The organism is Sphingomonas kyeonggiensis (genome assembly GCF_014196745.1).
Taxonomy (GTDB): domain Bacteria; phylum Pseudomonadota; class Alphaproteobacteria; order Sphingomonadales; family Sphingomonadaceae; genus Sphingomonas; species Sphingomonas kyeonggiensis.
Genome location: NZ_JACIEH010000001.1, coordinates 315,441 through 339,467, shown reverse-complemented (window position 1 = coordinate 339,467; position 24,027 = coordinate 315,441). Strand labels below are relative to the sequence as shown.

The window sequence follows — 24,027 nt, the reverse complement described above, 5'->3', positions numbered from 1 at the left end:
GGATGGAACTGCTCCAAGGCCGAACGATCCCTGAGGTGTGGCTCAAGGCCGTGCAGCATGTAGATGCGTGCCCGCGCAACGAGGATTTCGACGTCTTTCTGCACGTTCGCGAGCCGACGGTTCTCGAGGCCGAGGACCGCGCGATCTACGAGATCGTCGATGCGTTCTTTAAAAGGCATGGCGCGTACAGCATCCACACCGTCGCTGAGACGATCTTCCCGCTCGACGAATATATGCGGGGCGGCAGCGAAGCCGTGTTCGAGATCTATCCGCCGCGCATAAAGACCATCCATGCCGCGCGATCTGATCGGAATTGGGGTACCTATGCCTATCGACTGTTGCGGCAGAAAGATCGGGACGGAAAGATCTACAATCCGCTCAAGGATATGGTCGCGAAGATTCGCGCCCACGGCAAATATACGGCGTCGTTCGAGCTCGGCATGGGCCATCCGCTTGAGGAAGACATTCCCATTTACGAGGGTACGACCGATCGCCGGCGGCTCTATGGCGGACCTTGTCTCAGCCATCTCAGCATCAAAGTCCATGATGGTACGATTCGACTGAACGCTACCTATCGATCGCATTATTATGTTAGGCGATTGTTCGGGAATCTCGTTGGCCTTGGGAGACTCCAATATTTCCTGGCGTCCGAGACCGGCTTGGCAATCGGCGGTCTAACGATCAATTCTACCTATGCGAAAATCGATCGTGGGGATGGCGGGAGCTGTGGTGGTCATTGGACGAAGTCTGATGTCGATGGGCTGATCGCCGAATGCACGCGTGGTCTTGACCGCGAGCGGGAACATGGGGAAGCTTTGGCGTGACGGACGTAACGGGCATTTTGCGCGATCTGCAATGGCACCAACTGGTGCATGATGACGCCTATCACCGTGATATCGCTTCGATGCCGCCGGCAACGCGGATGAAGCATTTCGCCCTGCATATGGCCAAATATGCTGCCTATCTCCTCGACGCCGATGATCGCAATGATTCGGCGCTTGCTGAACGAGCGTTGGTTGACGCTTTCGCGATCATCCTCGCGGTTGGTAACACGCTGGGGCAGGATCTGTCGCGGGACCTGGCGGGGCGTAACGTCGATATTCGCGGCGACAACCAAGAGGGGTCGGTGCCGGTGTGGCGGGCCTTCATCAAAGAGACGGGCGCTTTGGCTAAGGCCTGCGAATCGCTCGACCATATCGAGGACTTGCCATTTAAGGCGCTGATGAAACAGGCCAACACAGCTTTGGCGGCGGTTGTGCTGCACGGCGCCAGCGTGCACGGCATCGATATTGTTCCCGCCTACAAGACGCGGCTGCGCGACGTCGAGAAGCGCTCGCCGTTCGACGATTTCATCCAGCAACGCCAGCCGGTCCGAAACGAAAATGTTCTGGGGTAGCAAGAGGCTCGCTCGCGAGCTCCCAAAGCTTATCCCGAGCTACGACGCGATACGACTTGATGGCGCAGCATATCGGCTGAGCGTCGGCGAGGAAGTATATGTCTCGCCAACCGGTCAGCCCGGCGACCTACGCAATAAGGCCAAGACCCAGCTCACCCCCGGCATGGGGTTTACGGTTCCGCCCGGCCAGTTCGGTTTCATCTTGACCGAAGAGGAGATCGAAGTGCCCGCGGAAGCACTCGCGCTCATTTCGATCCGGGCAAGCTACAAGTTTGCGGGATTGGTCAACGTCTCCGGATTCCACGTTGACCCAGGCTTCAAGGGCAAGCTGCTCTTCTCGGTGTTCAACGCCGGGCCCAATGCAGTGCATCTGTCGCGCAACGAGGAGTGCTTTCTGATCTGGTATGCCGATCTCACAGAGGCGGGACCGGCGCAGACTAAGATCGGCTATGCCAATATTCCCTCGCATCTGACAGGCCCGCTGGCCGCCGGCATCCAGTCCTTTGCTGGACTCGAGAGTAAGATCAGCGAGACCGAGAAGAAATTGACCGACCGTGTCACGACGCTCGAGCGCGAACAGGCCGTACTCAAATGGGGATTCGGGCTGGCGGCGGGTGTGCTGTTGACGTTGGGGCTCAAGCAATGCGGGATAGATCGCCCACCTGAACCCGCCAATTCGGCCATCGTCGCGAATGTCAGCCAAAGCGCGACGAACACGACCGGTGCCGGCCAGAACAGCTTGACGAACGCGAACTGACCGGAGAGAGCGAGGGCCGCCCGGATCGGGCGCTGTCGAGTACGACGCGATGCGGATGTGGACGGCGGCTCCCGATCGCTCCGACCATCCTGGTACACGATGCAAATAACTGAAGTATTTGACCTTTATTGGAAATTCGCTGCCGAGCGACAGCGTATCTACTTTAGGCGCCTGGCCGACCCAGAAGGCCCGTGGACGGATGACCAGGTTCTGGCGAACTACCGGTTCACCAACAGTTATCGGGCAAGCGACCGTGTGAGCCAGTACCTCATCCGCGAGGTACAATACCGATCCGATCGGCCGAGCACGCCCGACGAGCTCTTCTTCCGCACCATCCTGTTCAAGATCTTCAACCGGATCGACACCTGGGAAGTGCTCGAGGCGAAGTTCGGACCGCTGACCTGGGCCAATGTCGATCTCAATCGCATCGACGCGACCCTCAGCATGCTGATGCAGTCGGGGCGCCGCATCTATTCAGCGGCTTATATCATGCCCTCACCGCGCTATGGCCACGCACGCAAGCACGCCAACCATCTCGCCCTCATTGCCGACATGATGGACCAGCGACTTTCGCAACGGCTGCAGCAATTGCCGACGCTGGAAGCTGTATATGAGGCGCTGCTCCGCTGGTCCGGCATTGGCCCGTTCCTCGCTTTCCAGTACGCGATCGACCTCAATTATTCGGCGTTACTCGATCATGACGAAGCCGCGTTCGTTGTGGCGGGACCGGGCGCGCTCGACGGTCTGGCCAAATGTTTCGAGAATCTGGATGGCCAGAGCCCGGAGGAAGTGATTCATTGGATCTGCGATCAGCAGGAAAGCGCCTTAGGAGCCCGTGGTATCGACTTTCGGACGCTCTACGGACGCAGGCTCCAGCCGATTGACTGCCAGAACCTACTATGTGAAATTTCAAAATATGCCCGCGTCTCGCATCCGCAGTTCGCGGGGATCAGCGGGCGGACGCGCATCAAGCAGAGTTTTCGGGCAACGCTCAGGCCGATCCCTGCGCCGATGTTTCCGCCGAAATGGGGGCTCGACGTGACCACGCCTGATCTGACCATACCAGCGCTCGGCATGCACAAGCGAAGCCTTTTTGCATGACCGTGGTAACCCCACCACCCACGGCCCCGACCACTTCGCCGCAGCGCGGAGGCACGGGAGGATCAACCAGCCCGATGCCATCGACCGCCGTTGCCCCAGCCGCGATCGAGGCATTCTGGCCGGTCCGCGGAAGCGCACTCGTCATCGCGATCGTCACCTGCGCGACGACGACCATTGGCATCGTCACGCTCGTCCGTCGCTTGCCGGACGCCCAGCTTCTCAGGCTCGTTTTGGCTCATGGTCCTGCGATCGTTGGGATTCCTGCGGCCGCCTTGCTTAGCCTCACGATCGTTGCCGTTGCGCGCTGCATCGGCGGCGGCGCCATGATTCAGGTCATGGGTTTGCGCGCCGAAGGGGCGACGGCAACGCTGCTGCTCTGGATCGCCGCTTTTCTCGCTTGCGTCCTAGCCATCCGGGCCCTGTGGTAGCCGGTGCTGATCGGGATCGGCGCTGACATCCTGCAGATCGAAAGATTTCGCCGTTCACTGGCTCGATTTGGGCGCGGCTATCTCGAAGAAGTATTTTCTGAAGAAGAACTGGCACGGTCACGGGTTGCCGCCAATCTGACCGAGGCGTCGTTTTACGCGCGCGCCTTCTGCGCCAAGGAAGCCTGCGCTAAGGCGCTCGGCACCGGGATCGACGAGACCGTCGATTGGTACGATATCTCGGTAGATCAATCGACCTCGCCCGCGACGATTACACTCTCTGGTGGCGCGATAACCAGGTTAGCAGCACTCACGCCAACCGGCTTCCAATCCGTCATCTCGCTTGACCTCGGAAGCAAGAACGGCCTGGCACAGGCGTGCGTGATGATATCCGTCGTACAGACCGGACAGTGAGCGGCTAGCTGAACGAACGACGGCTGTTAGTGCCGCCGCGATCGCCTTCGAACGGCGACAATGGGGCGCAAAGCTGTCATCGCCAAAGAGAATTTCGTCGTGGCCAATTACGTGGCCCAATTAGGGGAATGGAGGGTCTTTCAGGGGACTAGAAATTGTAAAATCTAAATACCTTACCCCTGCATTCTCCTCCATTCCCCTGCGAGAATTTTCGAGTCCCGCCGTCCGCACCAGCAAGTCTTTGAAATACATAGAATTCAGAAAGATCGGGACGTTCAGGCCGCTTTCGAAGCTATGCGACTTCTGCGTTCCGGAACTGCGATCATCCCGTCGCTCAAACCTGCATCACGCGCCATCGCATCTATCTAAGCGACATCCCGGCTCGCCTTCAGTGCGGCTTCGCACCACCCAAAGAAGCCATCACAGAACTTCGCGCCGACCGCATCCGTTCGGAGTTCGCGGCGAAGCGTGGCAAGTCCTTTGGCCATGCGCGGCGCGTTGCGCGCAACCAGACTCCTGATATCTTCGCGGACGACAGGATCGTCCTCTTGCGCAAGCATCTCGAGATCGAGTTGCAACACGTGCATGAACGAATATTGCGCGTGCAGCACGGCCGTCATCGGCCGAAGCATCTCGGTAACGATCGGGCTTTCATAGAGCACATCCGGCGCATTTGCGACGATCCGGTCGGCCGATTCGTTGCCCACGCCCATCATTCGCAGCTTGAGATGCGCGGCCTCGTGGACGATCGCCTGCGCAGCTGCGAGGGGGCAATCGACCGTGAGCGCGATGACACCGGGGCGCGAGCCGACCGAATGGCTGGACGAGCATAGCGGTCGCCTGGTTTCCGTGTCGGTAAAGCACTGGATCGTGCGCACGATTGCCGGCCATTGCCGGGACATTGCGGGCCAGCGCGCAACATAGGCGATCGCGCGATCCAGTACAGGCGACACGCCCTCTACAGGTCCATAGCGCGGTGCAGGAATGAGCGGATCTTCATTCGATAGCAGAACGCCCCCGGCATACAGGCGATGTGCCTGGTCCGGCAGCACCACGCCCCCCTGCCCCTGTGCCTTCTCCAATTCGAGAAGGATCGCCGTATCATAGCCGTCGGGCTGCGGTTCGCTCATCCGTCGCCAGTCGATCTGCATATCGCGACTACGCTATCATGACCGCCGGCACGGGGCCGGCAAACAGGCAGGAGATATACCGAGCACGGCCCGCTACCGGCACGCCTCCGAGAGTTGACACCATCGCCTCCAGGGTCCCGAAACGGCCCAATGCCCGGTCGGTGGCAATGAACACCGTCGATCGCGCCAGTTTCGCCAGACCTGCGACGATCACGCCCCGCCGATCCCCGGAAAGATCGAGCAGAGGTTCGGGATCGACGAATGCCAGGTCGAAGCTGGCCTGCTCGGCGTCGCGGCGCTCCAGTTCCAGCATCCAGTCGGCCTCGACGATCATCGACCGGTCCTCTCGCAGTCGCGCGCGTGCGCGAGCCGCAAGCGTTACGTCGGCCTCGATCCCGCAGACGCGCAGCGATGGATGACTTTGCAGGAGCAACTCGAGCAGCAGGCCTCCGCCGCACGCGGGATGCACGATTGTCCGGGCCTTGCGGAGCAGTTTCGATTGCTCCCAGACGACCGTGCTCCACCGCGAACGATGTGCGAATGTATTGGCGAATCCCGCACGCGCGAAATCCTCGCCAGCCGGTGCGGACACAGCGGCCGCCGGCGCCACCGGCTTCCGGGCTGGCACCGAAGGCTTGGCGAAGATGGACGACAGGCCCGACGGCGCGGCCTCCGGCGTGCCGTTGCCGCTTGTCACCGATGGCGCGGCCGTCGAAGCATCCCCCGACTGCCAGGTGAAGCGGAAAGCGCCGGTCTCGACCTCCGCGATGCCGCCCACGAGCGAAGCCCGTACCCGCCATTCCACCATCTGCGCCAGCCAGCCCGCTTCGGCGGTAAAGCCGATCGACGCCATGGCCTCGAGGAATATACGCGCCATGTTGCCCGACGGCGCGCAATCCGGGTTGCAAGGCAGATGGCGCACGGGACCGAGACCGAGCGCTCCCAGCATCACGCCCGCCGTCAACGGCTTCCCGGCCCAACTCGACTCGGAAAGCAAGCTGGCAAGCGGATCGGCGGTGCCGGCGGCAAGCTTGCCGGCCCAAGCCGCGGCACAGCATGCCGGATAACCGAACATGCGGGCGGTGTCCGTGGGATCGTTCGTATCGATCGACACGCTGGCGGCATCGCCACCGGGTAGCGACACCATGAGGGGATAGGAAATCTGCGTGAGCAGGTCGAGTGCTGCAGCTTCCGGATCCGCGCGTTCGATCGCGCGCAACACCGGCTGCCCGGCCTTCCACTCCAAATGCGATGCCTTCAGCTGCTCGACGAATGCCGCGAGGCTATCGTACGGACACCAGACCAGACTGGCATCGAGCGCTCCCGTCGTGACCAGGTGCAGTTCAGTCGCCACCGCCGCGACGGACAGACTCTCCAGCCGCGGCTCCCAGATTTCCCTGGTCCGTGCGCTGGCAAATGCGAGGCGGCGATGCGTAGCTTCGGTCAGCAAGGTCTCGGGATGAGAGACGGCAAATGGCGGCCTTGGCCAGCTTAGGCGCGGCTCGCTCATGACGCTGCGCCGGCTTCACGAAGCGAATGGATGGAGGGATTCGCCCCCAGCGTCCAGGCATCGATCAGCGCCCCTTCGATCGCCAGCCGATCCGGGGCGGCACTGAGCGGCACTTCGCCGCCGGCGGCAAGTTCCGCCTCGATGTCCTCGAACATCGCAAACCATACGGCACAGTCGGACGATCGCTTGCGCCAATCCCCCTCGATCGCCGTGCCGGGGCAATTACCCTTGCACATCAGGAAGTATCGGCACCCGGCACAGCCACCTTCGGCCCAGGGCGTACGATAAAGGCTGACCTGGCGCTCGTACCCCGCGTGCCGCGCCTTCAGATAGCCGACACCGTCCTTGTTGGTCCGGCCGCAATTCCCCAGCGAGCCATCACCTTCGACGCCCACCACGGCCTGCGTGGCATAGGGGTCGCAAGCGTGGAAAATGCACGACACCTCGCGATCGTCTCCGAGCAGCATCGCGCGCATCTCACCGAACAGGTCGAACTTCGTCGTACGGAACTCATGTTCGATCGATCGCATGCGCCGCAACGCGCGGATGTTCTCGGCGTCGCTCAACGCCAATCCCTCGCCCCCTGCCGTGTCGTCCTTTTCGAGCGTGTGAAGCCGGACGCGCCGGACGCCGAGACCGTCCAGAAACCGAAGCCAGTCACACAGTTCGTCGAGCCGCTCGCCGGCGTTGATCCGGCTCAGGGTGACAATGATATTGGGTGGGATACCTTCGCGGCACAGGGTCTCGATCAACGCCTCGGTACGCGCCGTGGCACGGCGCGTCGCCGCGAGCGTACCGGCCCATCGCGCGTCGTTGAGCGGCCCCGGGCCGTCGATCGAAACACCAATACGCACATTGTACCTGCGGAACATATCAATGTCCGAAGGCTCCATCAGCGTACCGTTGGTCTGCAGGCCTGTCCCGCCGTGACGATCGAGCCCCAATGCGAGCAGGCGCTCGATGTCGCGTCGCGGGGTCATCATGATTTCCCCGCCGAACAGCGTGAAGGGCTGTGCGAGATCATCGAGCCGGCCCATGACCGCTTCGATGTCGTAGCCGGTCGGGATATTGCCGGCGGCACGGATCCCCTCCTGATAGCAATATCGGCACTTGATATTGCATTTGTCGCCGAACGGACGAACCTCGACCGTCACGCCGCCACGCTCGCCTGCATAACCGACGCATTGTGCTGCGGACGATGCACCGCAGATGGCGGCGAGCCCGGCAAGCCCGCAACCGGCACGAGATAGCCATGGGGCTGGTCCGCGCGCGCAGCGGCATCGAAAATCTCGAGACCGGCCTCGGTGACGAGTGTCATGAGCACGCCCCATGCATCGACCACGAAGCCGCGCCGCAGCATCTCGGCCAGCGCCAGCTCGGTCTCGTCGGGGCCATGGTGATCAACCATTTGCTCGAACAGCTTCACGCGCGACATTGGCGTGCGAAGTATGTCGATAACGGCCAATTCGGCGCCGCTGACGAAATGAAGCGGGTCGACGGCGCAACTGCGCGTATCCTTGACCAGTTTGCCGTGCGCGGCCGCCGCCATGGTCAGCTGCGGCGTGACTTTTCCCTGCGTCCAATGCGAACGCCAGACCGCGACCGCCGCCTTCAACGCTTTCAGATCCTCGTCGCTCGCCGATGACGGAGCGTCCCCTTCGAAGAAATAGGCCACGTCGGCGAGGTCGTCTTCGGGCAGGTCGAACAATGCGCCATAGGCCGGCATCGGGCGCACATGCCTGAAACCGATAGTTTCAGCCTGATCGTAATTGGGGCTGAACCGGTCGAGACGGATTCTCAGGCAGCTATTGGGGGGCGTGAGGTGCGCGAACAGCGGAAGCTGCGTGGCGAGATGCGCATAATCCTCCGGCGGCTCGCCCGGGAACCCGTAGAGGATCGACCAGATGATCCCCACGCCGATCTCGCGACTGTTCCGCAACAGCTTGAGATTGGTGATCGTGTTCACGCCCTTGCGCATGATCTTCAGCACGGAGTCGCAAAGACTCTCTATGCCGGGCTGCAACCAGGTTGCGCCGGCCTCGCCCAGCACCCGCAATTGCGCTTCGTCCAGATTCGCCTTGATCTCGTAAAAGAGGCGCCGCGTCGGTGCTTCCCCTTCCTGACCTCCGAGCTTGCGCATGACGTTGTCGACATGCCCGATGCTCAGGATATTGTCGGTCGCGAAGAAGCGATCGATGCCGTGGCGCATGCCGAGTTCCTCGATCTCGTCGACTACGCGTTCGGCGGATTTCGCCCGGTAGGCCATGCCCGTCGGGTTGAGGCCGCAAAAGGTGCAATGATGCTTCTGTCCCCACCAGCATCCGCGAGACGATTCGAACGGAATGGACGGGCGAATGCGATCGCGTTCCGATAGCTGGGCCAGTTGCTCGAAATAGTCCGAATAATCGGGAATCGGCAGGCGATCGAGATCGTTGACGGGTGATGCCGGCAGTCCGGGCGGCACGTCTCGGCCGATATAGCCGCGCGGGGTCGCCACGGCTCCGGAGCGGCCCAGCAGCGTCTCCACGAACGGTGCGAAGTCGAGCTCCGCTTCTCCGGTGAACACATAGTCGATCTGGGAATAGTTCCGAAGCAGCGTCGGGCCCATCGGCCCATGGCAGTTGGCGCCCCCGAAAACGATCTTGGTCGATGGGCTATGCCGCTTGATCTCAGCCGCGATGGCGAGCGATGCAGCCGTTTGCTCGAACATCGTGGTGAAGCCGACGATACGCGGGCTGAGCGCCAGAACTCGCTCGACCGCCTCGTCCCGGAATGGCCGCACGACATGGTCGCGTACGTGGTAGAGCGCTTCCAGCCCCTTGCGCGCCAATGTCTGTTCGAGTTCGGCCGCGTGCCGCGCACTTTGCTCCCGCTGCGGCAACGCTCCCAGCAACGGCGCGAACAACCAGTCGCCGGTCAGGAGATGCGTCGGGATATCCTCCGCAAGCGCTTCGTTCAGATCGACGCCGATCCGCTCGGCGAACAGCAGGTTGAGATAGAGCGACGTCACATCCACGCCACGGTCGTGGAAGGTCGCCTGGAGAAGACCCAGCGCAGGCGACGGGCGTACCACCGCCATCACCGGTGCGCAGCAAAGGAGAAGATCGACGCTCATCAGGCCGCCGCGGAATCGGACGCGAGCGAAATCCGCTGGAGCAGCATTTCCGTACGATCGAGCCAGTCGCGGCGCTGCTCGGCGGCCGCGCGCACCCTGTCGAGCAAATCGGGATTGCCGAACAACCGGTCGCAGGCGGTGCAGATACCGTCGAAGGTCTCGGCGCGGATCGGCTCCGGGTCGTCGGCGGTGACTTTGGCGAGGATCGAAATCGGGCCTTCGAGGCTGATCCAGCGGAAGAGCGGATCCGCCGCGGCATCTTGCATCGCAGGGACTATGCCCTGGCCGTGGATGTGCCCGACGCGGAGCGCATCGTGGTGCGGGAGGACGCCACAACACGGTCGAACGCCTCCCTCGCTATCGATTTCCACGGTATTGAGGATGGACTGGCACGGACCGCGATAGGCATCGGGATGGATCGGCGTACCGGGATCCTCGCCATTCCGGTGCTCGGCGGCACGCCCGGTGGAATTGGCGATCGTCTGGTAGACCTTGACGGAAGGCACATCGTCGAGCCCGAGCGAGGTCCTCAGGCTGGCGGCAGTGATCTTCGAGCCGGTTTCGACGACCACCGCAATGCGTACGACGATATCCAGCGCGCGCGCCTCGGCCAGGGCATTGGCGATATACGCCTCCCGCACGAAAGCGGCGTGTGCGTCGTCATAGGAGATGACGAGATCGGTAAGTCCCGCAGCGCGCAGCGGAGCGAGCACGGCACGCGCCTTCTCCGCGGATTTTGCCCAGAAAGCGCTGGTGGTGATGCTTGTCTTCAGGCCAAGCGACGCCGCAAGTGCAATTCCATCGGCGACCAGCATCGGATGCAGCAAGGGATCGCCGCCGACGAAGCACACGATCTCCAGCGTCGGTGACTGGGCCGCCTGGGTAATGGCCAGCGCAACGTCAGCGGCCGACAGGCAGCCGCCCTGAAACATGTCCGACGAAAAGCAGCAGTGCGCGCACCGCAATGGGCACTGCAGCGTCACGTTCAGAACCAGCGTCTTGAGCGGGTTCTGAACGTGGACAGCTGCAGCGTCGAGCGAACTTGCGGAAAGCCTCATGCCCCACCCTTCGCCGATAGAAGAGAGTCGACGGCAACCCGCCGCCCCGCCTGCTCAGCTATCGATATGGATGATCGCAGCCTGCTCCGACTCCGAGGAAAGAGCCTTCTGCGCGGACAGCTTGGACTGGATCGTCGAAAGCGTATCCGCATCGACTTGAATCCCCAGCCGCGCAAGAAACGCCTCGGGGTCACTCGCAATGTCGTCATGGGACGGCGGATTCGCCTTCAGCGACGTAAGCGCCGCTTTGGCCGCGTCCAGATCGACGGTGATTGGGCTCGCCATGACATCACTTCCCTTTTCTGGAAATAAGTGCGGGCTTCGCGAAATATCGATCGCTCAACCGTCGAAATGAACGATCGCAGCCGCTTGCTGGCCATTGGTCGCGGAGGCGAGCTTCTTCTGGAGAACCGCTTCGGTAGCCGCGTCGATCTCGATCCCTAGAGCGGAAAGAAAAGCTTTGGGATCTTCCGTACCAGCGGCATCTATCTTCATAGACTGATCCATTACCTGTTCCAATACTTGAATAAGGTTTCTGTGACGCAGAATTTCAAACGTCGATGAAGGTTATTACAATGCGAACAGGAGTCAATTGACTCCATGTAAATAATGTCACCAAAATAGACTATAATTTTATTACTTATCCAGCGCAGAACGGGGCGATCTTTACCCTATTTACCAAAATCAGGACTCGCCACGATCTGCGGTAGAAGATTCCTTAACAGCACAGGATCTTACCAAAGGCTTTTACGAAAATCGCGACGCTCTCCGATGTACGGACTGCCCATGTTGGCCACGAAGGCTGCTCTTCGCCTATTTTCCTGCCGACACCGCGGCCTCGATTTCGGCCGCTGCATCGCCGCCGCCGAGCGCACGATACAGGCCCGCTGCGCTGGAAAGCTCCTGCCGGCGGAGGTTGAGCATGGCCTGGCGGGCGGCATATTCGGTCCGTTGCGCATCGAGGAGATCGAGACGGCCGTCGAGCCCCGCCTTGTACCGCAGCGTGGACAGCGAGACCCGCTTCCGGGCTGCGTCGAGCGCCTGGCGCTGGGAGGCGAGTTGCATCCCGAACGTCTCCCGGCCAGCTATCCCGTCCGAGACCTCCCGGAACGCGACCTGGATCGCCTGCTCATATTGGGCGACCGCGATCGAGGTCCGGACCTCCGCCAGCTTCAGGGAGCCGCGCAGGCTGCCGCCGTTGAAGATCGGCTGCGTGATGCTCGGGGTGAAGGACCAGTTGTGGTTGTCGCCCTTGAACAGCTTGTCGAAGGCGAGGCTGGTGAAACCGAACAGGCCGGTGAGCGAGATACGCGGGAAGAAGGCCGCCCGCGCCGCGCCGACATCGGCGTTCGAAGCCCGCAGCTCGCGCTCGGCCTGGCGTATGTCGGGCCGGTTGGTGAGCAGGTCCGACGACAGGCCGACGGGAAGATGCGTCAGCATGTCCATCGCCATCAGGTCGGCGGGCGCAGGCAGGTCGGCGGGGAGCGGCGCGCCGACCAGGAGCTGGAGCGCATTGCCCGCCTCGGCCACGGCGCGTCTTCCCCCGGCAAGATCGGCTTCGGCCTGGCGCACCTGACCTTCGGCCTGCGCCACATCGAGGCCGCTGCCCTGACGCGCCTCGCGAAGCCGGCGTGCGATGTCGAGCGAGCTGTTCCAGTCGGCGAGCGTATGTTCGGTTAGCGCCAGCTGTTCGGTGGCGAGGCGCTCGTTCAGATAGGCGTCGGCGATCGAGGCGATCAGGGCGATCCGCGCAGACCTCCGCCCTTCCTCGGTACCGAGATAGCGTTCGAACGCGGCCTGGCTCTGCGAGCGCAGCCTGCCGAAGAGATCGATCTCGAAACTGGTCAGCGCTGCGTTCGCGGTGAACTGGCCGAATTCGAATCCGGCCGGTGCCCCCACGCCGCCCGGCAAGGCGCCGCCCAGCCCTGCGGCAGCAGTCGAGGACGGCGTGCGCTGGCGGGTATAGCTGCCATTGGCATCCAGCTGCGGGAACTGGGCGCCGCGCGCCACGCGGAATTGCGAGCGGGCAGCCTCGACGTTGAGCGTCGCTACCCGAAGGTCGCGGTTATTCTCCAGGCCCAGCGCGATCAGGCGCTGGAGCCGGGCATCCCCGAACATCTCACGCCAGCCGATCGCCGCGGCACTTGGTGGCTCCATGTCCTGCGCACCGGCGAAGGTCGGAGGCACCGGCGCCGCGGGCACCTCCAGTCGGGGGTTCATCGAACAGGCGCCGGTCATCAGCAGCGCCAGCAGGGCGAATTTGCGCATGTCAGTTCTCCGGGACGGGCTGGGCGTCGGGGCCGGCCGCATCGTTGGGCTTGGTCTTGCGGCGCAGGCGATCGACCAGGCCGAGTACCGCGACGAAGAAAACGGGGACGAAGAAGATCGCGAGCAGCGTGGCGGTCAGCATGCCGCCGAACACGCCGGTTCCGATCGCCCGCTGGGTCTCCGCACTCGCACCGCTCGCGATCATCAGCGGCACCACGCCCAGCGTGAAGGCGAGGCTGGTCATGATGATCGGGCGCAGGCGCAGGCGGGCCGCGTGCAGGGCGGACTCCGCCAGGCCCATGCCGCCTTCCCGCGCCGCCTTGGCGAACTCGACGATCAGGATGGCGTTCTTCGCGCTCAGGCCGATGATCGTGATCATCCCGACCTTGAAGAAGACGTCGTTGGGCATGCCGACGAGCAGGACCGCGGCAACCGAGCCGATCAGGCCGAGCGGGACGACGAGCATTACCGAAAGCGGGATCGCCCAGCTCTCGTAGAGCGCGGCCAGCACCAGGAAGACCACCAGCATCGACAGGCCCATCAGCATGAAGATCTGGCTGCCCGCCTGCTTCTCCTGCAGCGACTGGCCGGTCCATTCGATCGTGTAGCCGGGCGGCAGCTGCTGCACGAGCCGCTCCATCTCGGCCATGGCCTCGCCGCTCGACCGGTCCGGTGCCGGAGCACCGGCGATCCGGACGGCCGGATAACCATTGTAGCGCACCATCTGCAGCGGCGACGTGCCCCATTTCGGCGTGACCAGTTCCGACAGTGGAACCGTGTTGCCTGCTTCGTTGCGGACATTGAGCTTGAGGACGTCGTCGAGCTTCATGCGGGCCGGCGCGTCCGCCTGCACGATCACCTGCTGGAGCCGCCCGCGGTTCGGGAAGTCGTTGACATAGGTGGAGCCCATCGCGGCGCTCAGCGTATCGGCGATCGCGGTGAACGAGACACCCAGCGCCTGCGCCTTCTTGCGATCTATCTCCATCTTCAGGCTGCTGCCCGGCGGAAGGCCCTCGGGATAGACGCCAACCACGACATTGCTTTGCGCGGCCAGCATGAGCAGCTGGTTCTGCGCTTCCATCAGTGCCTCGTTGCCACGGTTGGACCGGTCCTGCAGCCGCATCGAGAAGCCGGTCGCGTTGCCCATCCCGTCGATCGAGGGCGGCAGGACGCTCATGATCGTGCCCTCCCGGCTGATCGAGGTCGCATCGTTGGCGGCCATCACTTCGCCATCGGCGGTCGCGCCTGCGCGCTGCCCCCAGTCCTTGAGGATGGTGAAGACCATCGCGGCGTTCGGCCCCGCGCCGGAGAAGCTGAAACCTTGCACCGCGGTCGTGTCGGCGACGCCTGCCCGGCCGGCATTGTGCCTCTCCAGGATCGCCACCGCGGCATCCGTCCGGGCCGCCGTGGCGTCCGACGGCATCTGGAAGGAGGTGATGTAATAGCCCTGATCCTCATCGGGGAGGAAACTCGACGGCAGGCTCATGAAGCCGACGCCGAGGAGCACCAGGATCACGGCGAACGAGGCCATCACCCGGCCCGAACGCTTCAGAAGCCCCGCGACCCAGCCCTGATAGCCATGGGTCATCGCTTCGAACCTGCGGTCGAACCAGCCGAAGAAGCCCTTCTTCGCAGCGTGACCATGAACCGGCTTGAGCAGCGTCGCGCAAAGCGCGGGCGTGAGCGTGAGTGCGAGAAAGGCCGAGAACAGGATCGAGACGGCCATGGAGATGGTGAACTGCTGGTAGATCGCGCCGACCGAGCCGCTGGACAGCGCCATCGGGATGAACACCGCGGTAAGCACCAGCGTGATCCCGATCACCGCCCCGGTGATCTCCTTCATCGCCTTCTTGGTCGCCTCCTTCGGCGACAGGCCTTCCTCGGCCATGATGCGTTCCACGGCCTCGACGACGACGATCGCGTCATCGACGATGATGCCGATCGCCAGCACCATGCCGAACATGGTCAGCACGTTCACCGAGAAGCCGGCCATCAGCATGACCGCGAAGGTGCCGAGCAGCGCGATCGGCGCCACGATGGCGGGAATGAGCGTGTAGCGGATCTTCTGGAGAAACAGGAACATCACCAGGAAGACCAGCACCATCGCTTCCAGGAGGGTGTGGATCACCTTCTCGATCGAGATCTTGACGAAGGGCGCCGTGTCGAACGGGGTGCTGTAGCTCATGCCGGCCGGCATCGTCCTGGCCAGCTCGTCCATGCGGGCGCGCACGCCTTCGGCCGCCCGCACCGCATTCGCGCCCGGCGCGAGCTGGATCGCCAGGGTCGCGACCGGCTTGCCATTGTTGCGGGTGGAGAAGCTGAAGCTCTGCGGCCCCAGTTCCACCTTCGCCACGTCGCCAAGGACGACGGCAGCGCCGTCCGCGTTCGCACGCAGGACGATCTGGCGAAACTCCTCGGGAGTTTGCAGCTGGCCATCGACGGTCAGCGGCACGGTCACGCGTTGCGCCTCGGTCGTCGGGGCACCGCCCAGCGCACCGGGGGCGATCTGGAGGTTCTGCGCGGAGATCGCGGCGGTGACCTCGCTCGCGGACAGGCCATAGGAAACCAGCTTGGCCGGATCGAGCCAGATGCGCATGGCACGCTCGGCCGAGAACAGCTGCACACGGCCGACGCCCGGGATGCGCTTCAGCTCTTCGGAGACGTTGCGCGCCGCATAGTCGCCAAGCTCGACTTCATCGACACCCGGCTTGCTCGACTGGATCGAGACCAGCATCAGGAAGCCGGAGGACGCCGCCTCCACGGTGAGGCCGGACTGGCGGACGACCTGTGGAAGCCGTGGCTCTGCCGACTTGATGCGGTTCTGCACGTCGACCTGGGCCAGCTCGGGATCGGTTCCCGGCTCGAATGTCGCGGTGATCGTCGCCATGCCCGAGGTGTCGGTCGAGCTCTCGAAATAGAGCAGGTGCTTCACGCTCGAGAGTTCGCGCTCGATCAGGCTGACGACGCTGTCGTTCATCGTCTGCGGCGTGGCGCCCGGATAGGTTGCGTAGATGCTGATGCTGGGCGGCGCGATCGTGGGATAGCGCGCGATCGGCAGCTGCGGGATGGCGATCAGTCCCATGACGATGATCGCGATGGCGACGACCCATGCGAACACGGGCCGCTCGATGAAGAAACGGGGCATGATGATTGTCTCGCTTTTGCGATCAGCGCTTGGCTGCGGGGTTGCTCCAGGCGACCGGCTTGACGGTGATCCCGGGCTGCAGGCGGTCGGCGCCTTCCACGATCACGGTTTCCCCACGCTTGAGGCCCGAGGTGATGAGGACGCTGCCGTTCTGCTCGTCGCCCGTCGTGACGGTCCGCTGCGAGACCTTCCCGCCATTGGCCACGACGTTGACCGTAGCCGTCCCCGCGGCGTCGTGCGTCACGGCCTGTTGCGGCACGGTCATCGCGCCCGCGACATGGAGACGCGGCAGCTTCGCCCGGACGAACATGCCGGGCAGCAGCTGACGATCCGGGTTGGCGAATTCGACGCGCGCGATCACCTGGCCGGTGCCGGGATCGACGCTGACGCCGGAGAAGAGGAGCTTCCCCTTCACGGGGTAGCTGCGCCCATCCGCCGAAAGGAGCTCGACCGGCGCGCCCTGGTTGCCGGCGCCGGCGCGCGCGGCCGCGCGCAACGCTTCCAGCCGCGAGGCCGGTTGCCGCACATCGACATAGACGCGGTCGATCTGCTGGACGGTGGCAAGCGGATTGGCGTCGCTGACCGAGGCGAGCGCGCCTTCGGTGAAGACCGCCTGGTCGATCCGCCCGCTGATCGGCGAACGGATGATCGAGAAACCGAGATCGACATTCTTCCGGCGAAGATCGGCGCGGGCCTGGGCGAGCTCGGCCTGCGCGGTCCGGCGTGACGCGACGGCATCGTCATAGGACTGGCCGCTGATCGCATCCGCCTTCATCAGCGGCGCCAGCCGCTCTTCCTGGAGCCGGGCGCGCGCCAGGGTGGCATTGGCCCGTTCGACACTGGCACGGGCGCTGTCGACATCGGCCTGGAACGGCATGGCATTGATCTGGAACAGCGGTTGCCCTTCCCGCACCTCGCTGCCCTGCTGGAACAGGCGACGCTGGATGATGCCGGCCACCTGGGGGCGGATCTCCGCCACGCGATAGGCGACGACCCGGCCCGGCAACTCGTCGGCGATATCGAGGTCGGAGGTGCCGACGGTGACGACCGACACGGGCAATGCCGCCTGCGGCTCGGAAGCGGATTCGGACGCACCGCACGCGGCGAGCGCGAGGGAGGTGGACGCGACGAAAAGCAGCGCGATTCCGCGCTGCTGGCTGATTTTCCTCATGATGCTCCAGCTTGTTGATGCTGCCTTCGCGCCCCTCCTGACCGGGTGCGGTGGAGGAGCTGTCGCGATTGTGTGGAGGGTTTGTGGAGCGGCATGGCGTGCCCCGGCCAGGAGTGTAGATTGGCTCCAACGGAGTGAACTGCCATGGACTCGAGCAACGCGCTCATCCTCGTCGTCGAGGACGAGCATGAAATCGCGGAGGTGATCGTCGCCTATCTCGAACGCGAGGGCTTCCGTACCGTCCGGGCGAGCGACGGACGGACCGCACTCGATCTGCATCTGGCGCTGAAGCCGGATCTGATCACCCTGGACGTGCATCTGCCCCGGATGAGCGGCTGGGACGTCCTGGCCGAGGTCCGCCGCCGCGGAGCGACCCCCGTCATCATGCTGACCGCGCTCGACCAGGACATCGACAAGCTCCAGGCCCTTCGCGTCGGTGCGGACGACTATGTGGTCAAGCCGTTCAATGCGGTCGAGGTCGCGGCACGTGCGCGCGCGGTGCTGCGGCGGGTCGGCAATTCCCATGGCTCGGTGCTGCGCGTGGGCGCCGTCGAGATCGATCTGGAGAGCCATGCCGCTTCGGTGATCGGCGGCGACGGCCAAAAGGCCCCGCTCGCGCTGACCCTCACCGAATTCCGTATCCTGGCGCACATGGCACGCGCACCCAGACGCGCCTTCTCGAGAGCGGAACTGGTCGACGCCTGCCTGCCGGGCGGCGAAGCGCTCGAACGGACGGCGGATACGCATCTCAGCAAGCTGCGCAGAAAGCTCGAGGAAGCCGGCGCGCATGGCTTCGTCAGGAACATCCGGGGCGTCGGCTTCAGGCTGGCGCAGGACGCATGAGCGACATAAACCCTCGCCTGGGCCGCCAGATCATCCGGTCGGTGGTCATCACTTCGATGTCATCCGTCATCCTGACGGTGGTCAGCATGTACCTGATCTACGGCATCCTGATCCGCGTCGCGCCGAAGCTGGTGTTGCCCGACAACGAACAGTGGATGCCGGCGGGCATCGAGTGGTTCATCATCGGTTTCGTGTGCCTGATTGCGGCGATCCTGGCCGCGATCGCCGCGACCGGCCTCGCGCGCAGCATCGTCGCCCCGGTCGTATCGGTGGCCCAGAATGCGCGGCGCATAGCGGACGGCGACCTCACCGCGCGGGCAGTCTCGGTCAATGGATCGCTCTCGGGCCTTTCGATGCTCGTCGACGACTTCAATCTCCTGGCCGAGCGGCTCGAAGCTGCGTCGGAAGGCGTCACCCGGTGGAATGCGACGATCGCGCACGAACTGCGAACCCCCGTGACGATCTTGCGGGGGCGTCTGCAGGGACTGGCCGACGGCGTTTTCAAGCCGGAGCCGCAACTGCTCCGATCGCTGGAGGCCCAGGTTACCTCACTCTCGGCGTTGATCGACGATCTTCGCACCGTCACGCTTTTCGACGCGGGGCAGCTGCGCGCCGACCTTCGGGAAACCGACCTCGCCGAAGTGGTGGAAACCACGATACAGCTGATGCGGCCCGAGCTCGAAAAGGCGGGCCTGATCCTGAACACGTCCATCGAACCTTCGAACTGCGTTGCGGATAGCGGGCGTGTTCGCCAGGCGGTGCTGGCGCTTCTGGAGAATGCACGCCGACACGCGGATCCCGGCCCCGTCCATGTCACGCTCGCGCGCCGGGCGGACGAGGTCCATCTGGAAGTGCGTGATTCCGGACCCGGCCTTCCCCCCGACTTCGAGGAACATGCCTTCGATCCCTTCCGGCGTTACGTGGAACAGGGGATAGTTCCCAAGGGCAGCGGACTGGGGCTGTCCGTGGTACGCGCCATCGCGGAGATTCACGCGGGCACGGCCGTCTACCGAAGGATCGACGGTGGAGCCTCGTTCCTCCTCACGATCCCCTGCCGTCCCCAGATATAGAGGCCGGCGCCTGTACTATCGGGATCGGTGCCGGCGAATCTTCACCTGGTTGATCAGGGTGACCGCCAATGTCCCGACCAGGATCGCCGCCACATAGGGATCCACGAGTTCGGAGCGCAGCCAGTCGAAGAGCATGATGGCGAGCGAAAGGAGGAGGATTCCGAGGAATATCTTGCAGATCATCAGGGCTGGTCCGGGAAGCGCCCCTCGCACGCCGATCGATTGCGCTCGGGCTGGCGTGTCGGGCCGTGGAAGGCCGCCGCTCGGCCCCGGGCGCTGTCCAGGGATGGGCCGAACGGCGGCGCCGCAGCCGAAGCCGTGGCCGTCGTAGATCATGCGCCGTCCGGCGCAGGCCAGGCTGCCTCCGGACGGCGTTGCCGGTGATCGATTTCACGCTCAGGATCGCGGAGCGCCAGGCATCGTGAGGGAAGTGATGCGGCGCACCGATCGCCTCAGAAGCGAACGTTCACGCCGGCAAGGACGCGATTGCGCCTGTAGTGGTCGTTGAAGGAGACGCGGTCGAAGTCGGCGCGCAGCGCGACATTCCTGGTCACCGCCAACTCCGCGCCGGCACCCCAGAGAAAGCCGTGCTCGGTCGACTTGCTGGACAGGCTCCCGGTCGTGGTGGCGAGACGGGTGCGGACATTCTGCATCGCCCAGCCGGCCTTGCCGAACAGCAGCACATTGTCGACGGGCTTGATGCCGACGCGCGCCGTGGCATCGAGGGTGAGCCGGGGATCGGTGCGATAGCTGCTGGTACCTCTGCGGGTCACGACGTCGCGACCGCCCGTGGCGATACCGACTTCACCGCCAACGATCGCCATCCGGCCGATCCCGATGTCGTACCCGGCGGCGCCGCGAACCGCGATTCCGCCCCTGGACCGGCTGTCCTTGCTCGTGCCGGTCAGCACCTTCTTGTCCTGATTCTGGTTCCAGCCGCCCGAGATCGCCACATGCGGTCCGGTAAAGCTCGGCTCTGAACTCTGGGCGAACGCAACGGCCGGGGCCAGCGACGCGAGGGTGGCGAGGGTAAGCAGCCTTTTCACAACTTGGTCCTTTTCAGTTTCTGGAGCGCTTCGTTTCCGCTCGCCGACCCAGTTGCTCGCCAAGTGTGCACTATCCGTCGGCCAATTGTCGGGGTCTCGTGGATGCCGTCGCCGGCCGGTCACAACCGCCTCGTGATGCGATCAGGGATGCATGGCACGAGGATGTGCGTGCAGACGGTTCCACCGGTGAATCCCTCAAGGCTGCCGCGCGAACCTTATGTTGCGAGCGCCGTTCACCCAGGCCGCAAACCCGTCGATCTTGCCGTCAGGCGCCCGCGAGAAGACGAAACTGGTCGTGCCGCGCAGGCGCGTCGTGAATCCATCGGCGAAACGCGGCGTCAGTTGCCAGTCCACCGCAAAAGGCTGGCGCATGACCAGACCACCGCCGTTCCGGACCACTGAAATGTGCCTGTCCAGCTCCACGCTGTAATAGGTTCCGACATAGGCATCGAGCGCGGCAGGATCGGCATTGGCAGGCGCAACCGCCACGAAGCGCTGGCTGAGCCTGTCGGCGCCCAGGATTAGTTCGACAGCCTTCCCATTCTCCCGGACGAACTGGGCCATGCCGCCATCCGCGCGCCGGAATCGGTCCTTGCCCATGGGGGCCAGCTGCTGCATCGCCCCTCGCTGGAGCGTTAGCTGCCCCTCGACGACTTGTGTCGTCGCGAGTTCACCGGTCACGGTATCGCGGAATAACCCCTGATATTGAGCAGGGTCCAGGTCGGCCGGCCGGATTGGCGAAGGCGTCGGCCTGGCGGCCGAAACTACGGGCCTTCTCTCTATATAGCCGGCGGCGCGAAGTGCATGCTCGGCGATACCCTCGCCAAGCTCCACGGAATCGACATCGCCATTGTTGCACAGAAGCGCGACCGAAACATGCCTCTCGGGATAGCGGCCCAACCAGGCCTTGTAGCCGGCGGTCGAGCCGCTGTGCGCGATCAGGCGCAATCCGTGCGCGCGGGTGATCTCGAGGCCAAGGCCGTATTCGAGCGGCGTGCCGTTCCGCAATTTGCCCGGCGTCTGCAGGGCCGTCGCCAGCGCCTCGCCGCCAGGTAGATCGGAAGGGTGATCGAGGAACGCGTTCCAGCGCAGCAGGTCCGCGATCGTGGTGAGGAGTCCGCCATTTCCATAGACGTTGGTGAAGGGCATGTTGGCGATGAAGCCCTCGCTACCCGAAGCATAGGCCATGGCCCGTCCGGGCACGACCGTGCGGAAATCCTCCCGCCACCGGCTGTGACGCATGCCCAGCGGCTGGAACAGGCGCTTCTCGGTGAAGCGTTGCAGGCTCGTGCCACTGACGCGTTCGATGATGATCGCTGCAAGGGCGTAGTTCGTATTGGTGTAGAGATATTCGGTGCCGGGGCCGAAGTTCAGGCCCTTCTGGCGCGAGGCCAGGTCAAGGATCATGCCCAGCGTATGGACCTGGGCACCCGGGCCGTTGCCGGTCAACGCCAGCAGGCTCCATTGCTCGCGCAGCCCGCTGCTATGGGTCAGCAGGTGGCGAATCGTGATCGGCACGCCATAGTCCGGCATCTCCGGCAAATAGCGCCTGATATCGTCGTCCAGCGCGAGCTTACCGTCCTGAACCAGGAGTAGCATCGCAGCGGCGGTGAACTGCTTGGCAAGCGAACCGGTCTCGAAAACCGTGTCCCCTGTGATCGGTGCCGGGTGCTCGAGATCGGCCAGTCCATAGCCGCGTATCACCGGAGCAGCCCCGGCGATCACCACGCCTGCCGCGCAGCCGGGCGCCATCGGCGAGATCGACGCAAAGGCGGTGTCGAGGTCGATTCCGGAACGATCCTGTCGGACGGCGATGCGTAGCGGATCCCCCGCGGCCCCCGCCACATTGGCAGAAATGCATGACAGAGCGGCTAGGGCAACGAGACGCATTGAGCGCATGGGACTCTCCGATGACTTGCCATCGCTCAAACCTAGATCGAGCGGCTGCCCAATAGCGGATCGGTGAATATCCCGTTGGAGCGGTGAATGTCCTCCGGCTGCGGTGAACGTCCGCCATGGCTGGCGCCGCCGAGACCGAGGCGGATCGCTCCGAGCTAAGCCGCCGCCGCGACGGGAACGTCTTCCAGGGCTTCACGCAAGGCCGGCAGCCGGGAGCGGCTGACCGGGAGCGGCACGCCTTCGTTCAGGTGCAACCACCAGCGGTCGCCCTCGCGTTCCAGCCGTTGCACCCGGGACAGGTTGGCGATCACCGACCGATGGATGCGCAGGAAATTCGCCGGCAACTGGCTCGCAAGGCCGTCGAGACGTGCTGCATGCAGCAGGCCGCGCCCGCCAACCAGTCGCAACTCGACATAGTCGTCGGCTCCCACCACGGCCAGGATCTCCGCGATCGGCACCAGTTCCACGCCGCGCGCCGAAGCCACCGTCAGGCGATCTGGCCGGCTGGCTGCGCGGGTCAGGGCAGCTTCGCGGCCGCGATCGTCACGGCTCAGGCGCACGACCTCGACCATCAGCAGCGGCAAGACCAGTGCCGCGGCGAGCAGGAAGTAGGATAGATCCGTGAACCATTCGGGAAGCCCGAGGGCCAATGCGAGGAACAGCACCAGATAGGCAAGGGAAGGCCGTGCGCCGGGAAGTCGCCGCCACACCCCCGCCGCGGCTGGCACGACGGCAAGGGCAACCCCCAGGATCAGTGCCCATATCGTTTTCACATCGAAGCCCGGCAGCAGGACCGTGGCGGGGACCAGGCCGAGCGAGGCAAGTGTCATCAGGCGCCCCGCCCCGGGCAGGAACCGGGATGAGACATAACGCACCAGCAGGACCGCGAAGATCGCCGCCAGCACCCAGATGGCGCTCATCCGCCAGCCGTGCAGGGGATAGGAATAGTCGAACAATGTCCGCAGGCTCTCGACAATGGCCTGCAGCGTCGCAACGCCCGCCATCGCGGCCAGGATCAGACTGGTCCCGGTGCGGCGCATCGCGTGGATGACCCCGAAGCCGAATGCCGCGGCCAGCAACGTACCAGCTGCTAGGAAGGTGATGGCCAGCGGCGCGATGCGCGGCGGATACGGATAGGGCAAGACGGCAACGGCACTCATCGGGCGTGCGAACCGCAGGCCGCCGTGAAAGGACGACAGGCGCAGTACCAGCTCGTTCTCGCCGGGCCGCCAGACGGTCTCGCGGATGGGGAAGATCGCCTGATACCGCCCGGGCATCTCATCCTGCGCCGTGGCGCCGGGACGACCGTTCGCGCCGAGGCGTTGACCGTTGAGCCAGGCTTCCGATGACGCGACGCCGGCCACATAGAGCACGCGCACATGCGCATCCGTCGGGGAATGGACGATGGACCGGACCCAGATTTCCTGCCCTTGCGGATCGATGGAACCGGCAATGGGACGGCAGTCGCTGACTACCGGACCGGCCTGGCCGACCATGCCGCGACAGGATTGCCATGAGGTGTCCTGGGCATGAGCCGCGGACATGGATCCCATCAGGAAGAAGCTGAAGAGCAGGATTCGCCACATGCGCCCCGTCTAGGACGCAGTTCGCCGAGATGCACCGCCATTCGCCGATGCCCGGGCGCTATTGACCGAGCCGGTGTAGCCGGGTGCACCCCA

General features: G+C 64.2%; 22 protein-coding genes. 8 read left to right on the top strand and 14 right to left on the bottom strand.

Annotated elements, in window-relative coordinates; genetic code table 11:
* Positions 1–2: 2 nt before the first annotated feature.
* The 6 genes from GGR46_RS01765 (at position 3) to acpS (ending at position 4,093) form a co-directional block, all read left to right on the top strand.
* Positions 3–824 carry a thymidylate synthase family protein gene (locus GGR46_RS01765; protein ID WP_183993996.1) on the top strand — a complete coding sequence of 274 codons (822 nt, stop codon included), beginning with the start codon at positions 3–5 and terminating at the stop codon, positions 822–824.
* Positions 821–1,396, top strand: coding sequence for a hypothetical protein (locus tag GGR46_RS01760; RefSeq protein ID WP_183993994.1), 576 nt, complete (start codon positions 821–823; stop codon positions 1,394–1,396). The genes GGR46_RS01765 and GGR46_RS01760 overlap by 4 nt, the downstream gene beginning before the upstream one ends.
* The gene (locus GGR46_RS01755; RefSeq protein ID WP_183993992.1) at positions 1,383–2,153 is read left to right on the top strand and encodes a dCTP deaminase domain-containing protein; all 771 of its coding nucleotides are present in this window, start codon (positions 1,383–1,385) and stop codon (positions 2,151–2,153) included. The genes GGR46_RS01760 and GGR46_RS01755 overlap by 14 nt, the downstream gene beginning before the upstream one ends.
* 99 nt (positions 2,154–2,252) lie before the next feature.
* On the top strand, positions 2,253–3,254 hold the full coding sequence (locus GGR46_RS01750; RefSeq protein ID WP_183993990.1) for a nucleotide kinase domain-containing protein: 1,002 nt from the start codon (positions 2,253–2,255) through the stop codon (positions 3,252–3,254).
* 74 nt (positions 3,255–3,328) lie between these two features.
* Positions 3,329–3,682, top strand: coding sequence for a hypothetical protein (locus tag GGR46_RS01745; RefSeq protein ID WP_183993989.1), 354 nt, complete (start codon positions 3,329–3,331; stop codon positions 3,680–3,682).
* A 3-nt stretch (positions 3,683–3,685) separates the two neighbouring features.
* The gene (acpS, locus tag GGR46_RS01740) at positions 3,686–4,093 is read left to right on the top strand and encodes a holo-ACP synthase (RefSeq protein ID WP_183993987.1); all 408 of its coding nucleotides are present in this window, start codon (positions 3,686–3,688) and stop codon (positions 4,091–4,093) included.
* Positions 4,094–4,458: 365 nt separating this feature from the next.
* Here the strand turns inward: acpS and GGR46_RS01735 are convergent, their stop codons facing one another.
* From GGR46_RS01735 to GGR46_RS01690, 10 genes are all read right to left on the bottom strand, one after another.
* Positions 4,459–5,244, bottom strand: coding sequence for an aKG-HExxH-type peptide beta-hydroxylase (locus tag GGR46_RS01735; RefSeq protein ID WP_183993985.1), 786 nt, complete (start codon positions 5,242–5,244; stop codon positions 4,459–4,461).
* Positions 5,245–5,251: 7 nt separating this feature from the next.
* Positions 5,252–6,673 carry a hypothetical protein gene (locus tag GGR46_RS01730; RefSeq protein ID WP_183993983.1) on the bottom strand — a complete coding sequence of 474 codons (1,422 nt, stop codon included), beginning with the start codon at positions 6,671–6,673 and terminating at the stop codon, positions 5,252–5,254.
* Positions 6,674–6,729: 56 nt separating this feature from the next.
* Positions 6,730–7,887, bottom strand: coding sequence for a radical SAM protein (locus GGR46_RS01725; RefSeq protein WP_183993981.1), 1,158 nt, complete (start codon positions 7,885–7,887; stop codon positions 6,730–6,732).
* Positions 7,884–9,848 carry a RiPP maturation radical SAM C-methyltransferase gene (locus GGR46_RS01720; RefSeq protein WP_183993979.1) on the bottom strand — a complete coding sequence of 655 codons (1,965 nt, stop codon included), beginning with the start codon at positions 9,846–9,848 and terminating at the stop codon, positions 7,884–7,886. Before GGR46_RS01720 ends, GGR46_RS01725 begins: the two co-directional genes overlap by 4 nt.
* Complete coding sequence (locus tag GGR46_RS01715; RefSeq protein WP_183993977.1) at positions 9,848–10,906, bottom strand: radical SAM/SPASM domain-containing protein; 1,059 nt, start codon at positions 10,904–10,906, stop codon at positions 9,848–9,850. Before GGR46_RS01715 ends, GGR46_RS01720 begins: the two co-directional genes overlap by 1 nt.
* Before the next feature lie 54 nt (positions 10,907–10,960).
* Positions 10,961–11,191, bottom strand: coding sequence for a hypothetical protein (locus tag GGR46_RS01710; protein ID WP_183993975.1), 231 nt, complete (start codon positions 11,189–11,191; stop codon positions 10,961–10,963).
* Positions 11,192–11,245: 54 nt separating this feature from the next.
* The gene (locus GGR46_RS01705) at positions 11,246–11,401 is read right to left on the bottom strand and encodes a hypothetical protein (RefSeq protein WP_183993973.1); all 156 of its coding nucleotides are present in this window, start codon (positions 11,399–11,401) and stop codon (positions 11,246–11,248) included.
* Between the two features lie 318 nt (positions 11,402–11,719).
* Positions 11,720–13,174, bottom strand: a complete 1,455-nt coding sequence (locus GGR46_RS01700; protein WP_183993971.1) for an efflux transporter outer membrane subunit — start codon at positions 13,172–13,174, stop codon at positions 11,720–11,722.
* A gap of 1 nt (position 13,175) precedes the next feature.
* Complete coding sequence (locus GGR46_RS01695) at positions 13,176–16,319, bottom strand: efflux RND transporter permease subunit (protein ID WP_183993969.1); 3,144 nt, start codon at positions 16,317–16,319, stop codon at positions 13,176–13,178.
* Between the two features lie 22 nt (positions 16,320–16,341).
* On the bottom strand, positions 16,342–17,490 hold the full coding sequence (locus tag GGR46_RS01690) for an efflux RND transporter periplasmic adaptor subunit (protein WP_183993967.1): 1,149 nt from the start codon (positions 17,488–17,490) through the stop codon (positions 16,342–16,344).
* Positions 17,491–17,634: 144 nt separating this feature from the next.
* Between GGR46_RS01690 and GGR46_RS01685 the strand changes: the two genes are divergently transcribed.
* Both GGR46_RS01685 and GGR46_RS01680 read left to right on the top strand, forming a co-directional pair.
* On the top strand, positions 17,635–18,333 hold the full coding sequence (locus GGR46_RS01685; RefSeq protein WP_183993965.1) for a response regulator transcription factor: 699 nt from the start codon (positions 17,635–17,637) through the stop codon (positions 18,331–18,333).
* Complete coding sequence (locus tag GGR46_RS01680; RefSeq protein WP_183993963.1) at positions 18,330–19,403, top strand: ATP-binding protein; 1,074 nt, start codon at positions 18,330–18,332, stop codon at positions 19,401–19,403. The genes GGR46_RS01685 and GGR46_RS01680 overlap by 4 nt, the downstream gene beginning before the upstream one ends.
* A gap of 15 nt (positions 19,404–19,418) precedes the next feature.
* Here the strand turns inward: GGR46_RS01680 and GGR46_RS01675 are convergent, their stop codons facing one another.
* The 4 genes from GGR46_RS01675 to GGR46_RS01660 all read right to left on the bottom strand — a co-directional run bounded on the left by GGR46_RS01675 (position 19,419) and on the right by GGR46_RS01660 (position 23,934).
* On the bottom strand, positions 19,419–19,739 hold the full coding sequence (locus GGR46_RS01675) for a hypothetical protein (RefSeq protein WP_183993961.1): 321 nt from the start codon (positions 19,737–19,739) through the stop codon (positions 19,419–19,421).
* A 116-nt stretch (positions 19,740–19,855) separates the two neighbouring features.
* A complete protein-coding gene (locus tag GGR46_RS01670; RefSeq protein WP_183993959.1) occupies positions 19,856–20,449 on the bottom strand; it encodes an outer membrane beta-barrel protein in 594 nt (197 codons plus the stop codon).
* A 195-nt stretch (positions 20,450–20,644) separates the two neighbouring features.
* Positions 20,645–22,294 (bottom strand): serine hydrolase, encoded by a 1,650-nt coding sequence (locus GGR46_RS01665; protein ID WP_183993957.1) that lies wholly within the window; start codon positions 22,292–22,294, stop codon positions 20,645–20,647.
* A gap of 209 nt (positions 22,295–22,503) precedes the next feature.
* On the bottom strand, positions 22,504–23,934 hold the full coding sequence (locus GGR46_RS01660) for a LytTR family DNA-binding domain-containing protein (RefSeq protein WP_183993955.1): 1,431 nt from the start codon (positions 23,932–23,934) through the stop codon (positions 22,504–22,506).
* Positions 23,935–24,027: the final 93 nt, after the last annotated feature.